General features: G+C 67.7%; 25 protein-coding genes. 12 read left to right on the top strand and 13 right to left on the bottom strand.

Annotated elements, in window-relative coordinates:
- The 3 genes from Q8Q88_RS20155 to flbT form a co-directional block, all read right to left on the bottom strand.
- Positions 1-435: flagellin (locus Q8Q88_RS20155; protein ID WP_305676973.1), on the bottom strand; the 435-nt coding region annotated here is incomplete at its 3' end.
- 297 nt (positions 436-732) lie between these two features.
- Complete coding sequence (gene flaF / locus Q8Q88_RS20150) at positions 733-1,101, bottom strand: flagellar biosynthesis regulator FlaF (RefSeq protein ID WP_305676972.1); 369 nt, start codon at positions 1,099-1,101, stop codon at positions 733-735.
- Entirely contained in the window at positions 1,067-1,486 is a 420-nt protein-coding gene (gene flbT, locus Q8Q88_RS20145) for a flagellar biosynthesis repressor FlbT (RefSeq protein WP_254833503.1), read from the bottom strand. Before flbT ends, flaF begins: the two co-directional genes overlap by 35 nt.
- A gap of 267 nt (positions 1,487-1,753) precedes the next feature.
- On the opposite strand from flbT, the gene Q8Q88_RS20140 reads away from it, so the two are divergent.
- The 3 genes from Q8Q88_RS20140 (at position 1,754) to Q8Q88_RS20130 (ending at position 4,130) form a co-directional block, all read left to right on the top strand.
- A complete protein-coding gene (locus tag Q8Q88_RS20140; RefSeq protein ID WP_305676971.1) occupies positions 1,754-2,230 on the top strand; it encodes a hypothetical protein in 477 nt (158 codons plus the stop codon).
- A gap of 143 nt (positions 2,231-2,373) precedes the next feature.
- Positions 2,374-3,246: a MoxR family ATPase gene (locus Q8Q88_RS20135; protein ID WP_305676970.1), complete on the top strand. Its 873-nt coding sequence runs from the start codon at positions 2,374-2,376 to the stop codon at positions 3,244-3,246.
- Between the two features lie 77 nt (positions 3,247-3,323).
- The gene (locus tag Q8Q88_RS20130; protein WP_305676969.1) at positions 3,324-4,130 is read left to right on the top strand and encodes a hypothetical protein; all 807 of its coding nucleotides are present in this window, start codon (positions 3,324-3,326) and stop codon (positions 4,128-4,130) included.
- Here the strand turns inward: Q8Q88_RS20130 and Q8Q88_RS20125 are convergent.
- Positions 4,127-4,501 (bottom strand): hypothetical protein, encoded by a 375-nt coding sequence (locus tag Q8Q88_RS20125; RefSeq protein ID WP_305676968.1) that lies wholly within the window; start codon positions 4,499-4,501, stop codon positions 4,127-4,129. The genes Q8Q88_RS20130 and Q8Q88_RS20125 overlap by 4 nt on opposite strands.
- A 14-nt stretch (positions 4,502-4,515) precedes the next feature.
- Complete coding sequence (locus tag Q8Q88_RS20120) at positions 4,516-5,328, bottom strand: universal stress protein (RefSeq protein WP_305676967.1); 813 nt, start codon at positions 5,326-5,328, stop codon at positions 4,516-4,518.
- Between the two features lie 106 nt (positions 5,329-5,434).
- On the opposite strand from Q8Q88_RS20120, the gene Q8Q88_RS20115 reads away from it, so the two are divergent.
- The 4 genes from Q8Q88_RS20115 to Q8Q88_RS20100 are packed head-to-tail and all read left to right on the top strand — an operon-like array spanning position 5,435 to position 7,868.
- Complete coding sequence (locus Q8Q88_RS20115; RefSeq protein ID WP_371129888.1) at positions 5,435-6,082, top strand: YfbR-like 5'-deoxynucleotidase; 648 nt, start codon at positions 5,435-5,437, stop codon at positions 6,080-6,082.
- A 7-nt stretch (positions 6,083-6,089) separates the two neighbouring features.
- On the top strand, positions 6,090-6,605 hold the full coding sequence (locus Q8Q88_RS20110; protein WP_305676966.1) for a tyrosine phosphatase family protein: 516 nt from the start codon (positions 6,090-6,092) through the stop codon (positions 6,603-6,605).
- Positions 6,554-7,564: an NAD regulator gene (locus tag Q8Q88_RS20105; RefSeq protein WP_305676975.1), complete on the top strand. Its 1,011-nt coding sequence runs from the start codon at positions 6,554-6,556 to the stop codon at positions 7,562-7,564. Before Q8Q88_RS20110 ends, Q8Q88_RS20105 begins: the two co-directional genes overlap by 52 nt.
- Before the next feature lie 16 nt (positions 7,565-7,580).
- Entirely contained in the window at positions 7,581-7,868 is a 288-nt protein-coding gene (locus Q8Q88_RS20100) for a hypothetical protein (protein ID WP_305676965.1), read from the top strand.
- A 422-nt stretch (positions 7,869-8,290) separates the two neighbouring features.
- Here the strand turns inward: Q8Q88_RS20100 and Q8Q88_RS20095 are convergent, their stop codons facing one another.
- A complete protein-coding gene (locus tag Q8Q88_RS20095) occupies positions 8,291-8,896 on the bottom strand; it encodes a TetR/AcrR family transcriptional regulator (protein WP_305676964.1) in 606 nt (201 codons plus the stop codon).
- A 1-nt stretch (position 8,897) separates the two neighbouring features.
- On the bottom strand, positions 8,898-9,320 hold the full coding sequence (locus Q8Q88_RS20090) for an ester cyclase (RefSeq protein ID WP_305676963.1): 423 nt from the start codon (positions 9,318-9,320) through the stop codon (positions 8,898-8,900).
- Positions 9,321-9,512: 192 nt separating this feature from the next.
- Here Q8Q88_RS20090 and Q8Q88_RS20085 point away from each other — a divergent pair, with 192 nt between their 5' ends.
- Entirely contained in the window at positions 9,513-10,160 is a 648-nt protein-coding gene (locus tag Q8Q88_RS20085) for a glutathione S-transferase family protein (protein ID WP_305676962.1), read from the top strand.
- 76 nt (positions 10,161-10,236) lie between these two features.
- On the opposite strand, the gene Q8Q88_RS24840 is transcribed toward Q8Q88_RS20085, so the two are convergent.
- Positions 10,237-10,458, bottom strand: coding sequence for a DUF2188 domain-containing protein (locus tag Q8Q88_RS24840; RefSeq protein ID WP_371129887.1), 222 nt, complete (start codon positions 10,456-10,458; stop codon positions 10,237-10,239).
- Positions 10,459-11,027: 569 nt separating this feature from the next.
- Between Q8Q88_RS24840 and Q8Q88_RS20080 the strand changes: the two genes are divergently transcribed.
- A complete protein-coding gene (locus tag Q8Q88_RS20080) occupies positions 11,028-11,480 on the top strand; it encodes a hypothetical protein (RefSeq protein ID WP_305676961.1) in 453 nt (150 codons plus the stop codon).
- A gap of 129 nt (positions 11,481-11,609) precedes the next feature.
- Here Q8Q88_RS20080 and Q8Q88_RS20075 read toward each other — a convergent pair whose 3' ends face one another.
- From Q8Q88_RS20075 to Q8Q88_RS20065, 3 genes are all read right to left on the bottom strand, one after another.
- Positions 11,610-12,521 (bottom strand): sterol desaturase family protein, encoded by a 912-nt coding sequence (locus Q8Q88_RS20075; protein WP_305676960.1) that lies wholly within the window; start codon positions 12,519-12,521, stop codon positions 11,610-11,612.
- Positions 12,521-12,913: a hypothetical protein gene (locus Q8Q88_RS20070; protein ID WP_305676959.1), complete on the bottom strand. Its 393-nt coding sequence runs from the start codon at positions 12,911-12,913 to the stop codon at positions 12,521-12,523. The genes Q8Q88_RS20075 and Q8Q88_RS20070 overlap by 1 nt, the downstream gene beginning before the upstream one ends.
- Positions 12,914-13,101: 188 nt before the next feature.
- On the bottom strand, positions 13,102-14,376 hold the full coding sequence (locus Q8Q88_RS20065; protein WP_305676958.1) for an MFS transporter: 1,275 nt from the start codon (positions 14,374-14,376) through the stop codon (positions 13,102-13,104).
- Positions 14,377-14,441: 65 nt separating this feature from the next.
- On the opposite strand from Q8Q88_RS20065, the gene Q8Q88_RS20060 reads away from it, so the two are divergent.
- The 3 genes from Q8Q88_RS20060 (at position 14,442) to Q8Q88_RS20050 (ending at position 17,632) form a co-directional block, all read left to right on the top strand.
- Positions 14,442-14,930, top strand: coding sequence for a GFA family protein (locus tag Q8Q88_RS20060; RefSeq protein ID WP_305676957.1), 489 nt, complete (start codon positions 14,442-14,444; stop codon positions 14,928-14,930).
- A 144-nt stretch (positions 14,931-15,074) separates the two neighbouring features.
- Positions 15,075-15,527, top strand: a complete 453-nt coding sequence (locus Q8Q88_RS20055) for a hypothetical protein (protein ID WP_305676956.1) — start codon at positions 15,075-15,077, stop codon at positions 15,525-15,527.
- 224 nt (positions 15,528-15,751) lie between these two features.
- The gene (locus Q8Q88_RS20050) at positions 15,752-17,632 is read left to right on the top strand and encodes an HWE histidine kinase domain-containing protein (protein ID WP_305676955.1); all 1,881 of its coding nucleotides are present in this window, start codon (positions 15,752-15,754) and stop codon (positions 17,630-17,632) included.
- 240 nt (positions 17,633-17,872) lie between these two features.
- Here the strand turns inward: Q8Q88_RS20050 and Q8Q88_RS20045 are convergent, their stop codons facing one another.
- Both Q8Q88_RS20045 and Q8Q88_RS20040 read right to left on the bottom strand, forming a co-directional pair.
- The gene (locus Q8Q88_RS20045) at positions 17,873-18,355 is read right to left on the bottom strand and encodes an SRPBCC family protein (protein WP_305676954.1); all 483 of its coding nucleotides are present in this window, start codon (positions 18,353-18,355) and stop codon (positions 17,873-17,875) included.
- A 177-nt stretch (positions 18,356-18,532) separates the two neighbouring features.
- On the bottom strand, positions 18,533-19,231 hold the full coding sequence (locus Q8Q88_RS20040) for a TetR/AcrR family transcriptional regulator (RefSeq protein ID WP_305676953.1): 699 nt from the start codon (positions 19,229-19,231) through the stop codon (positions 18,533-18,535).
- Positions 19,232-19,332 lie beyond the last annotated feature (101 nt).

The following is a 19,332-nucleotide window of genomic DNA, read 5'->3' as shown; positions in this document are numbered from 1 at the left end:
CGTCGCGCCACCGGTCTTGATCATGTTCGCGCCGTTGAACTCGGCGTTGTTCACCGCCTTGGAGATCTGGTCGCGCAGGGCCTTGAAGTCTTCGTTCAGGGCCGTCCGCGACGAGGCGTCCAGGGTCGTATCCGAAGCCGCGAGTGCTTTCTCCTTCATCTGGACGAGCAGGTCCGAAACCGATTCACCCGCCGACATCGCCACGTCGATCGTCGAAGCAGTACGCTGCAGCGAGTCACGGACGGCGTTCAGCGAACTGGAAGTCGCGCGTTGGTTTTGCGCGATCGCCCAGATGGCTCCGTTTTCTTTCGCGGACGAGACTTTCTTGCCCGTATTGATCCGCGTTTGGACTTGCGACAGCTCCGCATTCGTCGCGTTGAGGTTTTGCAGGGCGACCATCGCGCCCACGTTGGTGTTGACGGAATTCATAGCCATTTTAGTACCCTTCCATTCTGGTCGGAGGCGTTGCGGCCATTTTGGCCGTGGAGCGCATTTTCGCTCTCCGTTAACCGTAGCAAGGCGCGGGCCAGACCGGCCAGCTTGGGCTTCAACGAACCTATTGATTTAGCTGATAATTTCGCGCGCTTCGGCGACGCGATCCGCAAGCTTGACCATGAAAACTTGCCGATGGGCAGCGCCTGCCGAACGGTCTCGGCAGTATCTGCCGCCACAAACGAAAACGCCGGATCGAGGCCCGATCCGGCGGTCAGAACGTCTCGATGGGAGGGGGTCTCAGGCGGCTTCGGCGACCGCGCCGCTGAGGCCCTGCATGATCGCGCGATTGACGTCGATCAGGGCCTGGATGTCGTCGTCCTCGCGCCGGATCACCATGCTGGTGTACTTGCCCACCCAGATGCTGATCGAGATGATCTGGGCCTTCAGGGCGGCTGGAAGCGCGTTCTCGGGCTCGGCCACGATGCCGGCCAGGGTCGCCCATAGCCGACGATTCCAGTCCAGGGCGTCGGCGCGGGCCGACACCTCGCTCGGGTCGAGGGCCGCGGCCTCCATCAGGGCGCGCGTCACTTGGCCGAACAGCCGGTACTCCAGCTCGCGGCCGGACTCGCCCCTAGCCGCGGTCTGCTGGTACGCCCGAAGCGACATTCCCCAACCTTTCGTCTTCGTATTCGATCAGCTTCCGGCAAAGCATGAGCGCCTTGTAGTACTCGCGCGCCATGCATTGCTTGGAGATGTTCACGCAGTCGGCCAGCACCGGAGGGTTCTTGATGACCCCCATGAACTCGGTGAGTCGCCGCACGAATTCGTCGTAGTAGCGCTCGGCCCCGGCCTCATCGAGGTACATCATCATCACCGGGAAATAGATCCGGCGGGCCGGCGAGGTGACCTCGTCTTCCTGCATAATGTCCTTCTCGCGAAGGACCGAAGCCTTGTTCTGGAGAATCAGCACGCCGCGCCGGTCGCCGTTCTGGACGACCGCGCCGTTGAGCACGAACTTCTCGCCCGGCTTCAGCGACAGTTTAAGCGGCAAGGCCCGTCCCCCCGAATTGACCCGCGTCGGGCCGACGCGAGTTACCCGTTCCGATCCCGTCCCGGATCGATTCCAACCCCGGACCCGTCACGCTTACCGAGCGCGAGTTAACGACCTCTTGCAGGGGGCGTGACGCAATGCCGCATCATACTCCAGGGCCTCGCCAGAGGTTAGCCCCGCGGCGCGCGGCGGGGGAACGCCGGGCGCGGTGGAACGGTTGTCCCTATCGAGGGGCGTCACCCGGCGCCCGCGGCGAGGAGCGACCCGATGCCCGGACCCGAGATCGGCGACGGCTATGACGAACAGGACGGCGCCGAGACCTATGACGAGAGCAATCTCGACGACCACGAAGGGCACAACGAGATGCGCACCTTCGAGGAACTGCCCGATCTGCTCGATGTCACGAGCGCCCGGGGCGATCGCGACGAGGACGAGGCCCTGGCCCTCGACGCCGACGAGTTCGACGAGGACGCCTTCACGGACTCCGACCTCGAGGATGACGACGAACTCCACTACAGCGCGGCCGCCAGCGATGAGGACGAAGACGAGGACGCCTTCGACGAAGATCAGGTCGATCCCGACTCCATCGATGGCCTGGAGGAGGTCGGCGACGCCGAACTGGTCAGCGGCGGCGAGGATGACTTCACCAACTTCCAGTCCAAGGGCCTGAGCGACGAGGATCTCGACCACATGGGCTATGCCCGCCAGCCTGCCTCGACGCAGGACTCAGCGCGCAAGGACTAGGTGTCGACCGAGCAATTTGCGTACGTCGGGCGGCCCGTGACGCTCAAGTCGCTTGAATGTCGCGCGACTGGCTTTAGTTTGTCCCCAGTTGAAACATTTGTTCGAAAGCGGGCGCATTCTACGCTCGCCTCTGGGGACCCCGCATGAGCCAGCGTTTTGAAGGCACTAAAGATTACGTCGCCACCGAGGATTTGAAGGTCGCCGTCAACGCCGCCGTGGCGCTGGAACGGCCGTTGCTGATCAAGGGCGAACCGGGCACGGGCAAGACCGTGCTGGCCTATGAGATCGCCAAGGCGCTGAACGCCGAGCTGATCACCTGGCACATCAAGTCGACCACCAAGGCCCATCAGGGCCTCTACGAATACGACGCCGTCACCCGCCTGCGCGACAGCCAGCTGGGCGACGAGCGGGTCAAGGACGTCAAGAACTACATCAAGAAAGGCAAGCTCTGGGAGGCCTTCACCTCCGACAAGCGCCCCGTCCTGCTGATCGACGAAATCGACAAGGCCGACATCGAGTTCCCGAACGACCTCCTGCAGGAGCTCGATCGGATGGAGTTCTACGTCTACGAGACCAATGAGACGATCAAGGCCGAGGTGCGGCCGATCGTGATCATCACCTCCAACAATGAGAAGGAGCTTCCGGACGCCTTCCTGCGCCGTTGCTTCTTCCACTACATCCGCTTCCCCGAAGCCGAGACGATGAACGAGATCGTCGAGGTCCACTATCCGGGCATCAAGCAGAAGCTGGTCGCCGAGGCGCTGCGCATCTTCTACGACATGCGCAAGGTGCCGGGCCTGAAGAAAAAGCCCTCCACCTCCGAGCTTCTCGACTGGTTGAAGCTGCTGATGGTCGAGGATATCGACGAGAATGCGCTGAAGGAGCGCGATCCCACCAAGTTGATCCCGCCCCTGCACGGCGCCCTGCTCAAGAACGAGCAGGACGTTCACCTGTTCGAGCGCCTCGCCTTCCTGGCGCGACGCGAGGGCGCGGCCTCGCGACCGGGCCAACAGTAGCCGTTACGGCGAATTCACTCGACCAATCAAGGCGCTCCGGTCAGGTTCCCTGGCGAACGGACCGGAGTGAGACGTCCATGAAGACCACCCTGCTGATCGCGGCTTCCGCCCTGGCTCTGAGCGCCTGCGGCCAGGACGGACCTCGCACGATCGCCAAGCTCACCTGCCCGACAACCGAGGGCGACCTGACTCGCGTGAGCGTCAGCCCCGACGGCAAGACCTGCGCCTATCGCTCGTCGGACGGGGCCGAGGTCACCCTGGAGCTGGTGGCGGTGAAGGGCGACGTCAACGCCACCCTGGACGCCATCGAGAAGGAACTGCGCAGCACGCCTGGCCCACTTTCGCTCGAGGCCAAGCAGACACAGGCCGAAGTCGGAGCCCTCGTGGCCGACGCCCAGGCCGCGAAGGCCCGGCTCGGCAGCGTCGCGGCCGAAGTCGCCCGGGTTCAGGCCGAAGCCGCCGCCGACGCCGGCGTCACCGTCCGCGCGGGCGGCATGGGGGTCGGAACCGTCGACACGGAGGACGGCGAGGTGACCCGGGTCGACCTGCCGGGCATCCATATCAACACCCGCGGCGAAGAGGCCAATGTCCGGGTCGGCCCGATCAACATCGACGCCAATGACGACGACACCACGGTCAGGATGTTCCGCGACGTGCGCCTGCGCGGCCAGGCCCTGTCGCGCGAGAAGCGCGGCGTGCGCGCCACCTTCATCTATACCGGCAAGGATCTGCCCTCGGGCTACCGCTATGTCGGCTACGAGGCCGGCGGCCCGAAGACCGGACCGATCACCGTCGCCAAGGTGAAGTCGAAGGTCGACACCGAGTCTGGCGACAACATCTACCACGACGTCCAGGACCTGGTGCGCCGCAACGGCGGGGTCTAACCCGCGGGCTGGACCTCGACGACCTTGTAGGTCAGGGGCCGCCCCTCCTCGTCGGTCACGGTCACATACTCGCCCACCGCGAAGCGGTGCTCGCCCAGCCGATGGACGGGCTCGTCGTCGGCCTCGTCGTCATCGTCATAGTCGAAGAACCAGCGCGCGCCCTTGCGCGCCAGGCGGCCGTCGATGGCGTCCTCGTCCGGCGCGAACCGCCGCACCACGCAATTGGCTTTCGACTTGGCGTAGGCCGCCGCGTCCAGGAGCCCGTCGGCCGTCAGGGGCGCCGTCAGGGCGTAGCCCCGATGGTCGTCTCCGCCGGCGAACTCGGTGCCGGGATTGCGGGCAAGACGCATCACAATGCGCGACAGGGACATGATCGAACCTCTTACTAGTGAGACAGGAAGAGCGACGGCTGGTCGGACGCCAGCAGAGTGCGCGTCGTGCCGCCGAAAATAAACTCCTGCAGTCGCGGATGACCGAAGGCGCCGGCGACCAGGATCTGGGCCTCGGCCTTGCGCGCGGCGTAGAGCAGCAGCGGGGCGGCGTCTCCGCTGTCTGGCAGGATGTCGATATCGGCCTTCACCCCGCGCGCGGCGTAGTAGGCCTGCAGGCGGGCAGGCTCGAAGCTGCGCGAGGTCGCCTTGGGCGCGGCCAGGATCACGACGCGCGGCGCCTTTTCCAGCATCGGAAGCGCCAGGCGCGCGGCGCGGGAGGCTTCCTTGCCGCCGTCCCAGGCCACCGCCACGGGGCCGCCGACCGCGAAACCCTCGCGGGCGATCAGAACCGGCCGCTGCTCGTCGGCCACCATCTGCTGGAAGGCCTCGGCCAGGGGACCGCGCCCGCGGGCCGGGTCGTTGTTGAACACCACCACGTCCGACAGCCGGCTCTCGGCCGACAGCCCGGCCCAGACCGGGGTCTGCAGGGCGATGAAGCGGCGCTTCTCGTAGGTGATCGTGTCCATGGCCGCACGCGCGTTGCGTTCGCCCGCCGCGGCGGCCTCCTTCAGGGACTCCAGCGCGGTGGTCTGGACCCCGCCCAGGAACCCTTCGCCCATCCAGGGCATGACGTCGGCCACGTCGGCCGGGGTGTAGACGCAGGCCAGTTCGGCGCCGAACGGCTCGGCCAGCTTGGCGCCCGCCGCGATAGCCGCCTTGTCACCTTCCCCGCCCGAAAGCGGAACCATGATCCTCGCCCAGCTCATGCTCGGTCCCCTATTGACGCCTATCTGGACCTTAACCCCGTTCCGCGCCTTGATATGGCGCAACTCCTGGGTCAGTTCAGACCTTCACTGTGAAAGGAACGCGTCGGTGAGGAAAGGGCTGCGTAGATCCGTGCAACAACCGCGCGCCTGGCAGAGAATGCTGTCGGGACGGCGGCTGGACCTGCTGGATCCCTCGCCGATGGATATCGAGATCGAGGACATCGCCCACGGCCTGGCTCGGGTCGCGCGCTGGAACGGCCAGACGGTGGGGGAACACGCGTTTTCCGTCGCCCAGCATTCCGTGGTGGTCGAGGAGATTTGCGCCCATATCCAGCCGGACCTCGAGCCGAAATGGCGGCTGGCGGCCTTGCTGCATGACGCTTCGGAATATGTGATCGGCGACATGATCAGTCCGTTCAAGGCGGCGTTGGGGGTGGACTACAAGACCTTCGAGGAGCGGTTGGAAACGGCGATCCATGTGCGGTTCGGAATTCCGGCTAAGGCCCCGATTCATATCAAGAAATTGATCAAGAAGGCGGATCGGGCCTGCGCGTTCTTCGAGGCGACGCAGCTGGCGGGGTTCACGGCCTCCGAGGCCCTGGAGTTCTTCGACGCCCCGCCGGACGGCTACCTGCTGCACATCGAGCCGCAGAGCGCCGCCGTCGCGCAATCGCGTTACATTCAGCGTTACAATACCCTGTCGCAGGCGGCCGGATTCGCCACCTCCCCCGCCGCGGCCTTCGAGACGGAGTAGGACGGCCGTGACCCTCATCGTATGCGGACTGGCCGAGGTTCCCGCGATCATCGCCGCGCGGCGGCCGTCGCACATGATCACCCTGCTCGACCCCGCCAGCATGATCGAGACCCCGGCGGGCTTCGCCGACCGGCACCTGAAGCTCGGCGTCAACGACATCGCCGAGCCGATGGAGGGCATGGTCCTGCCGCACGCGGGCCTGGTGGCCGACCTGCTGGCCTTCGGCAGGACCTGGGACGAGAGCGCCCCGATGATCATCCACTGCTGGGCCGGGATCAGCCGCTCCAGCGCCAGCGCCTTCGTCCTGGCCTGCGAGCGCAACCCGGACGCCTCGGAAAAGGCCATCGCGCTCGCCATGCGCAAGGTCGCCCGCCACGCCTATCCCAACCGCCGGATCGTGGCGCTGGCCGACGACATGCTGTCGCGCAAGGGCCGAATGATCGACGCCGTGGAGGCCATGGGCGACTACGAATATTCCGGCGTCGGCGTCCCGTTCGACTTCCCGGTCCGCTACCCGTGGTAGTCATCGGGCTCTCGGCGGTGGTGGTGGCCATCCAGGACGGCGACGCCGTGGTCCTGACCGTGCGCCCGCCCGGCCAGCTGCCCGGCCTGCCCTTCGGCCCCTTCGATCCCAGCGGCCACCGGACCTTCGAACTGGCCCTGCGGGCCTTCGTGACCGCCCAGACCCGCTTCGACCTGGGCTATGTGGAACAGCTCTACACCTTCGGCGACAGGGGCCGCGACGCGCCCTTGGCCGATATGGGCACTCGAAATGGGGGCGACGGCCAGGAGGCGGGCGCCGCCCGGGTTCTCTCGGTGGGCTATCTGGCGCTCACCCCCAAGGCGGTGGACACCGCCGCGCCGGACACCGCCTGGGCCAGCTGGGCGCGGTTCTTCCCCTATGAGGACTGGCGCGACGGCCGCCCCGAGGCGCTTGCCCACATCGACCCGGCCCTGCGCCAGTGGGCGCACGGCGCCACGGAGCGGCTCTCCCGCGCCCGGCTGCTGTTCGCGCTCGACGGCGCGCCCTGGAACGAGGAGCGGGTGCTGGAGCGCTACGAGCTGCTCTATGAGGCGGGCCTGGCGCCCGAGGCGGCCCGCGACCGCGGCGAGGCCACGTCCCTGCCCGCCCCCGACCTGGCCGCGGCCCTGGGCGAGCCGATGATCAGCGACCACCGCCGCATCCTGGCCACCGCCCTCTCCCGCCTCAGAGGCAAGCTGAAGTACCGCCCGGTGGCGTTCGAGCTGATGCCCGAGGCCTTCACCCTGTCGGCCCTGCAGCGGGCCGTGGAGGCCATAGCCGGGGTGCCGCTGCACAAGCAGAACTTCCGCCGCGCCCTGGAACGCGCCGACCTGGTGGAGGGCCTGGGCCGCGTCGACGCCGACACCGGCGGCCGCCCGGCCGAACTGTTCCGCTTCCGCCGCGAGATCCTCGGCGCGCGGCCGGTCTCGGGCTTGAGCCTGCCGCTGCTGCGGGAATAGCTCGAGAGAGGCGCCCATGATGTTCACCAAGCGTCTGCACGAGCCGATCATGCGTGGCGAGGTGACGTGCAGCGTGCGGATCTGGCAGCGACCGCGGGCCAAGGTCGGCGGACGCTACGCCCTGGGGCCGGGCTTCGTGGAGGTGACCTCGATCCGCCAGATCGACCTGGCGGACGTCACGCCGCAGCTTGCCCGGCGTTCGGGGTTCGCCGGCGTGGTCGACCTGCTGAAGGTCGCCAAGCACGGTCCGGGCGAGAACGTCTACCTGCTGGAGTTCGAGTACCACGAGGGGGCGCCGACCTAGGTGGCAGGCGAAGCCTGACGGATGAGGGGTCGACAGCCCTGTCCGGCTGGCGGCGGCGCAGCCGCGACTCCTGGAAGGGATGGGACACGAAGGACGCGAAGGCCACGAAGGGGCCGCAGCACGGCCTCGACCGTCCTTCGCGATCTTCGCGTCCTTCGTGTCCATTTGGCTTCGCCGGGGCGCCGACGCTGGCAGGCGAAGCCTGGCGGATGAGGGGTCGACAGCCCTGTCCGGCTGGCGGCGGCGCAGCCGCGAGCGTGCAAAGGACTGGACCACGAACCTCACGAACGCGCAGCGTCTCGGCCCGTCGAGGTCGGCTCCGTTCGTGAGGTTCGTGAGGTTCGTGGTTTGAATCCGGCTTCGCCGACGCCACCCCGAGAGTCCTGAGAGCCCCCTCATCCGACCCCGCAAGGGGAGAAGGATCATGTCTTCGCCGCGGCCACCAGGGCGCGGATGGCCCAGCGGGTGACTTTGCGGGACTGGCGGTCGTCGAGGCGCAGGACGTCCTTGAACACCACCATGGCCTCCGTGCCGATGATCAGGGCCAGGGCCGGGCCGAGCAGCTCCAGGGCCTTGGGGTCGAACTCGTCGCGCGCGGGCGCCAGCGCCGCCTCGATCAGCGGGGTGCGGCGGTTCTGACGGGCGGGCAGGTCCCTGTCGGCGTCGCCCTTGAGTCCGGCCTGCAGGGTGTTGGCGAGCATCACGCGCAGCGGCGCCTCGTTGGCCGCCATCATCTCGTGCATGGCGGCCTCGACGCGGTCGAGCCGCGCCACCGGATCGGCGGCCGGGCCATCGGCGAACAGCTCGGCGGCCTCCGGCAGGGCCACGTGCAACGCCGCCTCCAGCAGCAGCGCTTCCACGCTCGGGAAATAACGGTAGGCGGTGGCGCGCGAGACCAGGGCCTCCTCGGCGATCTCCTCCAGTCCCGCCTTGCGGCCCTGCTTCATCAGCCGGGCGGCGGCGTCCAGCAGGTCCTTGCGGGTGCGCTGCTTCTGGTTCGGGCGGCCCGGCTTCTCGGCTTGCGGCATCTCAGTCCTGCGGCAGCTGGCGCATGATGGCCGCCAGGTCGAGCCAGACGTTCTCGCGGCTGATGTCGCCGTCCGGCGCGAACTCGACCACGTGCAGCAGCCGGAATTCCAGCGGGCGGTCGCGGCCCTGCAGGCCGAAGGGCATGCCGACCGCCCTGCCCCGCCAAAAGGAATCGTCGACCATGAAGCCGTCGCCATAGAGCCGCTTCTTCGTCTCGATCCTGCCGTCGGCCAGATCGCCGAACAGGGTCTCGTAGAACGGCCGCGCGCCCTCCCGGCCGTGGGTCGGCCCGGTGGGCCAGCCGACGATGTCGTGCTCGACTTCGTGGGTGAGGGTGGCCAGCACGCCCTCCACGTCGTCGCGGGCCTCGAACCCGAAATGCGCGTCCATCTTGGCGTCCATCTGTTCTTGGCTCAGCGCCATGGTCGTCCCTCCCATTGGGTGACTTGATACCATAGGCTCTTAATGCGATTTCAATCTCATTGCAAGACCCATATATCGCTGTTTGATGGCGGCGAACCTGGGCAGGACCGCTTTTCCCCGGCCAGCGTGTCGATTTGGCGCGACGCCGAACGACCAGCTAGAACGCTCTCGTCCAAGCCAGGAGCCCCGCCCATGACGATCCAGCTCACCGCCTTCCGCTGGGTTCCGCCGTTCGCACAGGGCTATGTGCGCGACCTGCGGATCCGCTGGGCCCTGGAGGAGGCCGGCCTGCCCTATGAGGTGGTGCTGGTCGACGCCGACGCCCTGGCTTCGGATCGCCATCGTCAGTGGCAGCCCTTCGGCCAGGTTCCCGCCTATCGCGACGGCGAGGTGGAGATGTTCGAGTCCGGCGCCATCGTGCTGCATATCGCCGCCAAGTCGGAGGCGCTTTCACCGCGCGACCCGGCCGGGGCGGCGCGGGTCGCCACCTGGGTGCTGGCGGCGCTGAACTCCATCGAGCCGCACGCCCAGAACCTGATCGAACTCGACGACTCCGGCGAGGCCTGGGCCGCGGACCGCCGGCCCCAGGTCCAGGCCAAGCTCGACCGGCGGCTGGAAGCGCTCGGCGCCTGGCTGGGGGAGAAGGATTACCTCGAGGGCGACGCTTTCACGGCGGGAGACCTGATGATGACGGCGGTGCTGCGCGAGCTGGTGGACGGCGGGGCGCTGGAGCCGTTTCCCAAGCTCGACGCCTATCGGGTCAGGTGCGAGGCGCGGCCGGCCTTCGCGCGGGCGATGGCGGGGCAGATGGCGGCGTTCCGGGAGAATGCGCCGGGGTGATGGGGACTAGAGGTTAGGTATAGCGTCCCAGAAACTCCGATGGCCCCCAGCCCTGTGGCTGGGGGTTTCTCGGTGGTTATCCGCGAGGCGGATAGGGATCGCTGCCGTAGGTCCATTCCGTTCGGAACTTGCTGTCCGCGCCTTGGACCAAGACCTGAGAGTTGGTGGCCTTGTGAGCGGCGTCGACTGCCGACCTGATTGCGTCCTTCTGGGTCGCATAAGGGCCGTAACGCTCTCCGTTGAGCGATACGTGCCATTGGTTCTGATAGTTCACGACAACGTATTGGGTGCGGGCCATTTGCCGCTCCTTTTTTGGTTGCCGGGTGGGTTGCCTTCGAACTGATTCCGAACGCAATGTCCGAATGTTGGTAGATCGAAGCCGCCCACCCGGCGGTTTCAACAAGCCGGGGGTGGTTGCACACCCCCGGCTTTTCTATTTCAGCGGTGACTCGTTGCGACGGTCGATCACCCCATCAGCCCTATCCACAGGGCTCCCAGGTTATCCCCAGATCTATCCACAGACACCGTGTTGGCAGATTGTGGATAACTAGAGGTTAGACTGCTGAACTCCAGCGAGCCGCACGCTCAGAACCCGGTCGAGTTCTACGCCTTCCACGCAGGCGACGCGTAGATCGAGGAGCGCCGTCCCCGGGGCCCGGCAATGCTGGACAACCGACTGCCGGCGCTGAGTACGTGGCTGGGAGAGAAAGGACTATCGGGAGGGCGACGCCCCGGCCCACCCCTGCGCCGCTGTGGAGCAGGCTCCCCGAGGAACGCGGGGACACCATATCTATTTCCCGGCACAAGCTCGCGAACAGGCAGCGGGAGGCGCGCAGCGCGGCGCGGCGGGCGGCGGCCAGCGCCCATTTGGAGCTGATCGAGGCGCGCAAGGCGCGGCGCAAGCACGACTGGGGGCGCTGCGACCTCTATGCCGTGGAGATCGGCGAGGCGATCTGCCGGCGGATTGCGGCCGGCGAGAGCATGGTCGATATCTGCGCGGGCCCCGACATGCCGGTGACGGGCACGGTCTATGAGTGGCTGCGGGTCCATCCCGATTTCAGCGACATGTATGTGCAGGCGCGCGGGGTGCAGGCCGAGCTGCTGGCCGACGAGGCCTGGACCATCGCCAAGGCCGCGGCGCCCACCACCGTGCCGGTGGCGCGGCTGCAGTTCGATGTGATCCGCTGGCGGGCCGCGCGGCTGGCGCCCAAGGTCTGGGGCGAGGGCGACAAGGCGTCCGGGCCGACCAAGATCAACGTCTTCGTGCAGCGGTTCAGCGACGGGGCGGTGATCAGCGGGCCCGGGGTGGGCGAGCGGTAGGGGGTGGGGGTTCAAGGCATGGCGCGAGCACGCCCCCACCGTCGTCATCCCGGTTTGCGAAGCAAGACCGGGATGACAGGCGTTGGGGATGACAGGCGTGGGGGGATGACGACCGACGCGCGCAGCGGCCTACTCCGCCGGGGTCTCGGCCGGCCGGCTGGCTTCCCACTGGGCCCGGAGCTTGGCGGAGGTGTCGCGGCTGCCGTCGGGGCTCCAGCCCGGGGGGCCGAAGATGTAGCCCAGCGCATGGCGTGGGTCGCGGGCGACGTCGGCTCCGATGCCGGCCCATTCGTGGAAGGCCACTCGCAGGATGTTGAAGTCACCCAGGTTCTTCACGATGCCGTAGCGGCATTTCTCCTCGTCGAGCTCGGGCTGGAAGGTGCCGAAGAGCCTGTCCCAGACGATCAGTATGCCGGCATAGTTGCGGTCCAGATAGCGCGGGTTGCGCGCGTGGTGGACGCGGTGATGGGAGGGGGTGTTGAACACCGCCTCGAACCAGCGGGGCATGCGCCCGATGGCCTCGGTGTGGATCCAGAACTGGTAGACCAGGCTGATCCCCTTCTGGATGGCGATCATGGCCGGGGGGAAGCCCAGGAAGGCCAGGGGCAGCCAGAGCGCCCAGGTCCCGGCCAGGCCCCCGGTCCAGGTCTGCCGCAGCGCCGTCGACAGATTGTAGTGCTGCGAGGAGTGGTGGTTGACGTGGGCCGCCCACCAGAAGCGCCGTTCATGGCTGATGCGGTGGAACCCGTAATAGGTGAGGTCCTCCAGCAGGAAGACGGCCACCCAGGCCCAGAGGGCGGTCATGGGGATGTCGAAGAGGCGGTGCTGGTAGACGAAGAGGCCGGCGAAGGCCGCGCCGCCGGTCAGTAGGCCGGCCACATTGCTGCCCAGGCCCATGGTCAGCGAGGCCAGGGTGTCGCGGGTCTCGTAGTTGGCGCGGGCCAGCTTGAAGCGGGCGAGCGCGATCTCCAGCACCACGGCCAGGACGAAGAACGGGATCGCCAGGGTGACCGGGTCGAAGCTGGGCTTGATCGGGTCCATCAGGCGGCCTCGCGCGGGGACGGGGGCCAGCGGTCCAGGGCGATGCGGGCCATGGGGGCTGCCACGTCGGAGAGGTCGATCTTGACCACCCCGTCGCGGAACGAGGACGCCACCGCCTGGGCCCAGGGGATGTGGCGGGCCACATAGGCGTCACCCAGCTCGAACAGCACCAGGGCCGAAGCGCCGGAGCGGGCCACCGCGCCGCGGCCGTCGGTGGCGACCCAGACGCGCTCCAAGGGCTTGCCGGGGAACTCCTGCGCCAGCAGGCGGCGCGCGCGGGCGTCGTCCAGCGGGGTGAGCGGCTTGGCGATCTTGGCCCAGGCGGCCAGGCCCACCAGGGCCATGACCGCGGCGGCCGAGCCGGCGAGCTGAATTAGAAAAGCCTTGTCCAATTTGGCGTCACTCCCCTGCGCGCAGGGTCGGCCGTGGGGATCGGGGCGTCAAGGCGTGGCGGGGGCGCGGCGAAGCCGTAAGATTTGACCACGGACGACACGGAAAGCACGGAGAGAGGGCGAGGCTCCCTCCGCGTTTTTCGTGCTTTCCGTGGTCTGCCTTTGGCGCCGGCGGTCGCCGGCAAGGGCTAGGTCGTCGGGAAGTCGCTGAGTTTGGGGACCCGGGAGAAGGCCAGCAGGCCGGCGACGATCAGCAGCATCAGGGCGCCGGGGAAGATCACCGCGGCATGGGGGCCGATGGCCTGGGCCAGGAAGCCGTCGGCCAGCGCCCCCAGCGGCCCGCCGCCCATCAGGCCCAGGGTGAAGATCGACAGCACCCGGGCGCGGACGGCCTCGGGGGCGTGCTGCTGGACGAAGGAGCGGCCCAGCGTCATGGCCACGCCGCCGCCCAGGCCCCAGGCGAAGTTCAGCCCGCAGAGCAGCCAGAAGGGCATGCGGAAGCCGCAGAGGATCAGGATCACCCCGCCGGCCCCGAGGGCTGCGAGATAGATCAGGCCCTTGCGGCGCAGGGGGCCGATGCGCACCAGGGCCAGCGCCGAGACCATGCTGCCGATCCAGAAGCACATGCTGAACAGGCCGAGCGCCGCGGCGATCTCGGTCTTGCCGGGGCTCAAGACCTGGCCGTCGAAATAGCTCTCCACGATCAGCGGCAGCAGGACGAAGAAGCTGCCCATGAAACAGACGCCCATGGCCACGCCGCACAGCATGACCGGGGCGATGACCGGCGAGGCCAGGACCGCGGCGAAGCCCTCGCGGATGTCGCGGCCGATACCGATCAGCAGGCCGCCCTCGCGGCGGGGGCGGACATAGGCCGGGCGCGGGCGGATGCGCAGGGCCGCCAGCGTCGCCACGGCCATGAGCCCCGCCTGGCCCAGCAGCAGGGGGCCGACCCCCACCAGCGGGGCGGCGGCGGCGCAGCCCATGCCGAGGATCTGGCCGCCGAACTGAGCGAGCGAGGCGTAGGCCACCGCGCCCTGGACCCCGCCCCTGGCCGGGGCCACCAGGCTGAGCAGGCTGTCGCGGGCCGGGGTGGCGAAGGCCTGGGCGGTCCCGACGGTGAGCGCGTAGGTGATGATCAGGCCATAGGTCAGCACGCCCAGGCTGACCACCGCGCCCAGGCCGCCGAAGATCAGCACCGCGAAGGCGCAGGCGACCACGACGATGGACTTGACCGGGACCCGGTCGGCCAGGGCCCCGCCCAGCAGGATGAACAGGGTGGTTGGCAGTTGCAGCGCCATCTGGGCCAATCCGAAGCGGACCTCGCTCTCCTGCAGCACCACCCGCACCAGATAGGGGAACAGCACCACCTGCACCCCGAAGGCCAGGAACCAGGCGGCGTGGGCGAACAGGTAGGGGGCGAACCCCGTGGGGGCCTCGGCCGACGGGCTGGATTGCGATGTCACGATGGCCTCCCCTTGCGGGCCAGCGTCTAGGAGCTAGATGGAAAGCGCAAGCTCGCGGGGTTCACATGCGCAAGGCAGCCTCCAAGACCGGCAAGGCCTCGGCCGTCCAGGCGGAGGGCGCCTGCGTCTGCGGCGCGGTGGCGCTGGAGATCGACGTCCCCGCCCGCTGGGCCTGGCACGACCATTCCGCCGCCAGCCGCCATGCCCAAGGGACCGCCTATGCGACCTATGTGGGCAGCTACCGCAGCCGCTTCCGGATCCTGAAGGGCGCGGCGAGCATCAGCCGGTTCGAGGACGCCAAGGCCGGGACCGCGCGGAGCTTCTGCGCCCGGTGCGGCACGCCGCTGATCTACGAACGCGCCCGCTCTCCGACCATGGTCAATATCCCCCGCGCCCTCTTCACCACCCGCACCGGCCGCGAGCCGCGCTACCACATGTCGCTGCATGAGAAGGCCGACTGGGCCTATGCCGGCGAGCCCCTGGCGCCGCTCAAGGGCTATCCCGGCGTGATGTGGGAACGACCCCGGCGCAAGAAGCCCGGAGCAGGCCTCTGACCCCGTATTCATAATGCATCATAACAGCGCTGCATAAGTTATTGCCAAGTTTCCATCTCAGGCGTTCAGTATCGACGGGACGACGGTCAGCAGATCAGGGCTCGGGGGAGTTCAGCCGTCTCGTCCCGTTAGCGAGAAGAGATCATGAAGACTATCATTCGCGCCGCCGCGCTTGCCGCAACCATCGCTTGCGGCAGCGCCGGTATTGCCCAGGCCCAGACGGCGGAACGCGTTTACGCTCAAGGTACGGTCTGGTCGGTCGGCTATATCGAGACCAAGCCCGGCATGTTCGACGACTACATGGCCTATCTGAACGGCCCCTGGAAGGCGATCCAGGAAGCCGCCAAGAAGCGCGGCGACGTCATCAGCTACAAGATTCTCAGCGTGAACGACGTGCGCGACAATGAACCGGATCTGGTCCTGATGGTCGAATACAAGAACATGGCGGTCTTCGATCAGTCGGACGAGGAACTGGACAAGCAGACCTCGGCGGCCTTCGGCTCGCCGGTGAAGGCCAACCAGGCCGCGGTGTCGCGCGAGACCCTGCGGACCACCCGGGGCGGCTTCCTCGGCCGTGAGCTGAAGTTCATCAAGTAGACCGCCTTGAGTGGGTCGCCCTTCTCGCGATTGAGGGCGACTCCCTTCGCGGCCGAGGACGAACCGGACGCCGGCGGCCGACGCGCGCGACCCGGAATCTCGCGGAAATCGGGCCTCGGCCTAGGGCGCCCAAGCCGTCCCTGGGCGCGCTCGGCTCTCGCGCTGGTTGGTTGCGGCAAAACCTGGATCATGTGCTTCATTTTGATGCAGAACATCGGTGAAACGTGGGCCAGCCAGACCATCCGGGCGGTGATGCGGCCTTCCTCCGCGACGGCGGTGCGACAGGCGCCCTGATCGCGAAGTTCGACTGGGCCTCGACCTCGCTCGGCCCGCTAAGCGCCTGGCCCCAGAGCCTGAGGACCGCCACGGCGATCGTGCTGCGCTCGCGCGCGCCCATGGCGCTGCTGTGGGGCGAGGAAGGCGTGATGATCTACAATGACGCCTATGCCGAGATCGCCGGGTCGCGTCATCCGGATCTGCTCGGCAGCAAGGTGGGGGAAGCCTGGTCCGAGTTGATCGAGTTCAACGAGCAGGTGCTCAGGACCGTGCTTGCGGGCGCGACCCTGAACTACCGCGACCAGCCGCTGGAGCTGCGCCGTTCGGGCGTGCTGGAAACGCTCTGGTTCGACCTCGACTACTCTCCCGTCCCGGACGAAGCGGGGCGGCCCGCCGGCGTGCTGGCCCTCGTGGTGGAGACCACCCAGCGGGTGCTTGCCGAGCGGAGGGACGCGGCCAATGCGGAGCGGCAACGGCAGATGCTGGAACAGGCGCCGGGGTTCATCTGCCTGCTGAGCGGCCCAGACCACCTCTTCGAGTTTCGAAACGAAGCCCACAAGCGCCTGTTCGGGGAGCGGGACCAGGTTGCAAGATTCCACGCCGAGGTCTTCGCCGACCTCCCGGATCCGGGGTTCATCGAGCTGTTGGACCACGTCTACGCGACCGGAAAGCGCCATGTCGCCCGGGCTCAGCCGGTGAACCTGAGAGATCGGCCGGACGGCCCCTTGGAGCAGCACCTTCTCGATTTCGTCCTGCAGCCGGTGAGCAACGTGCAGGGCGAGGTTTCCGGCATCTTCGTCGAGGGCTTCGACGTCACTGAGCAGGCGCGCGCCCAGGCGGCGGCGGAGGAGAGCGGTCAGCAGCTGAGCGCAGCGATCGCGATCGCGCGCCTGGGCGCCATTCGCTGGGATCGCCAGACCCGCGAAGCCACGCTTGACGAGCGCGCGCGCGAGATTTTCGGCTTCGAACCCGACGCGATCGTGACCATCGACGACGTGATCCTGCGGATCGCTCCCAAGGACCTCACGCGCATCGGCATCGGGACGACGCCCGATTGGTCGGAGAGTCCAAGACAGGAGCGCGAGTTCCGGATCCACCTGCCCAACGGCGTCGAGCGCGACATCGTCAGCGTCAGCGTCCTGTCGCCGGGTCCGCACGGCCCCAACACACGGGCTGTGGGCCTCTTCAGGGACGTCACCGAAATGCGCGCCGCCGAGCATAGGCAGCGGATGCTGATCAACGAGCTGAACCACCGGGTGAAGAACAGCCTGGCCACGGTGCAGTCGATCGCTGCCCAGACGCTGCGCTCCGCCCCCGACCTGTTGAGCGCGCGCGTCGCCCTGGAAGCGCGCCTGGTGGCGCTGGCGGCCGCGCACGATATCCTCACGGCCGAGAGCTGGCACGGCGCACGTCTGGTCGACGTGATCGCCGCGGCCATGGGCCCCTTCGAAACCCTGCAGCGGTCGCAAATCAGCCGCTCCGGCCAGCCCGTCTGGCTGGCCGCTCAGCCCGCCTTGGCGCTAAGCCTGGCCTTGCACGAACTCGCCACCAACGCGGTGAAGTACGGCGCGCTGTCGACACCCGATGGTCGCGTCACGATCGGCTGGAACCTGACGGGGGACTTGCTGACGATCACTTGGCGCGAGGACGGCGGGCCGCCGGTCCGGCCGCCGGTCCGCTCGGGCTTCGGCTCCCGTCTCCTGCAGCGGAGCCTCGCCCGCGACCTGCATGGCGAGGTCGTGGTCGCTTTTGCGTCCGAGGGCGTCGTCTGCGAGATCCGCTGCCGTCCGAGCGTGCTCCAGTCCGCGCGTGGGTTCGTTGACGCCTGACGGGAGATCTGCGCCTGCCAGCCCCAGGGCCTATCGCATATGCGGCGGGCCTGGGATGCTCCCCCACTGGGGGAGCTGGCCCGAAGGGCCTGAGGGGGACCTTAGCCCCTGCTGAGGCCCGTCGAACCGCCGTCGAAGCGCATTTTAGTCCCCCTCACCCGGCCATTCGGCCGGGAGCTCCCCCAGAGGGGGCGCATCTGACGCCCGGGCCGGCTCCGACCATCGGCCATAGGCGCATGATCAGGCGCGGCCCTCGGCGGCGGCCTTGAGGTCAGCCAGGCCGGTCTCGAACTGGCCGCCGACGAACCTGTCCATGTTGAAGAACAGACCCATCAGCTTGGAGATCAGGGTCTTCGTCCCGCTCATGGCCCAGGTGAGCCGCGTGCCGTCGCCCTGTGGGGTCAGGGTGAACTCCGCCAGGTTGCTGGCCTGGAACGGCTTGATCATGTTGAGGTCGATCTGGACCAGGGACGGGGTGGCGCGGGTGATCCGCATGTTGCCCGAACCTGTCTTCTTGCCTTCCCACGCATAGGTCGCCCCCTCGCCCTTGGCGGCGCCGCCATAGGTGCGCTTGAGATCGGCGTCCATGTGCTCGTAGGGCGACCACTGGGTCCACTTCCGGAAGTCCTCGATCAAGGCGAGCACGGATTCCGGCGCGGCGGCGATCTGGATCGAACGCTCGACGCGGAAGATGTCGGGGCGGGTCTTGAGGTCGGTGGTCACGGCAGGCTCCTTTCCGAGCGATATGACGGCGCCTGGGCGCTGTCATATCGAGGACGAACCGAACCACACGCTTCCGACACGCGCCCTAAAGAAACTCGCGAGGACGCCTCGATCCTTGATCGAGTCAGGCGCGCGCGAAACTCAAGACATGTCCGGGCGCACCCGGGACACGGAGCTTCAACGTCTGTCGGCCGACGGCACGCCGCCGCCCGCACGGTCGCGCGTCAGGCCTTCCGCGAAGAGCGCGATCATGTGGCGGGCGATCGACTCGAAGTCGTCTGAGCGGCAGAGGCCGCCGGACAGCCTGTCGATGCGGCCGGTTCGGGCCCATGACACCGAAATGGCGCCGGAAAGCATGTGGTAGAACCAGTAGAGGTCCTCGTCGGACGAGGCCGGGCTGGCCTCCCGCAGCAGCTTGATGAAGACCTGGATCACGGGATCAAAGGGCGTGACCTCGGCGCCGGGGATCACGCCGGTCGGCGTGCTGTTCAGCTGCGCGATGAGCGTGAGATAGCTCAAGCGCCCCGCGTCAGGGGTGCGCACGAAGGCGAAGGTGGGCTCGAGATAGGCGCGCAGCACCCCCTCCACCGTGAAGTGTCCGGCCGCGGTCTCGGCGTAACGCTGCATCGAGGCGAGACGGCTCGCATTCACCTCGTCGGCGCGGCGCGCGATGACCGCGGCATGCAGCCCGGCCTTGGTGGCGAAATAGTAGTGCAGCAGGCTCGCATCCACCTCCGCGGCGGTGGCGATATCCTTGATGCTGACCCCATTGAAACCGTGCGTGGCCAGCAGGGCCTCCGCGGCGTCCAGGATCTTCTCCTGCGACTCACCGCGCCGGGCCTTGTTCGTTCGCCGTCGTGTCGCGACCGTCGCCATGTCCTCGCCGTACCTTAGTTCCGAACCCTAGCGCAACGGTATGGCAACAACTTTATTGGTCGATCAATAAATTAATTGACATGACGACCGCCCTCCCCCCA

Source organism: Phenylobacterium sp. (assembly GCF_030697925.1).
GTDB lineage: Bacteria > Pseudomonadota > Alphaproteobacteria > Caulobacterales > Caulobacteraceae > Phenylobacterium.
The sequence above is the reverse complement of the archived record's forward strand: the minus strand, read 5'-3'. Positions and strand labels throughout refer to the sequence as shown.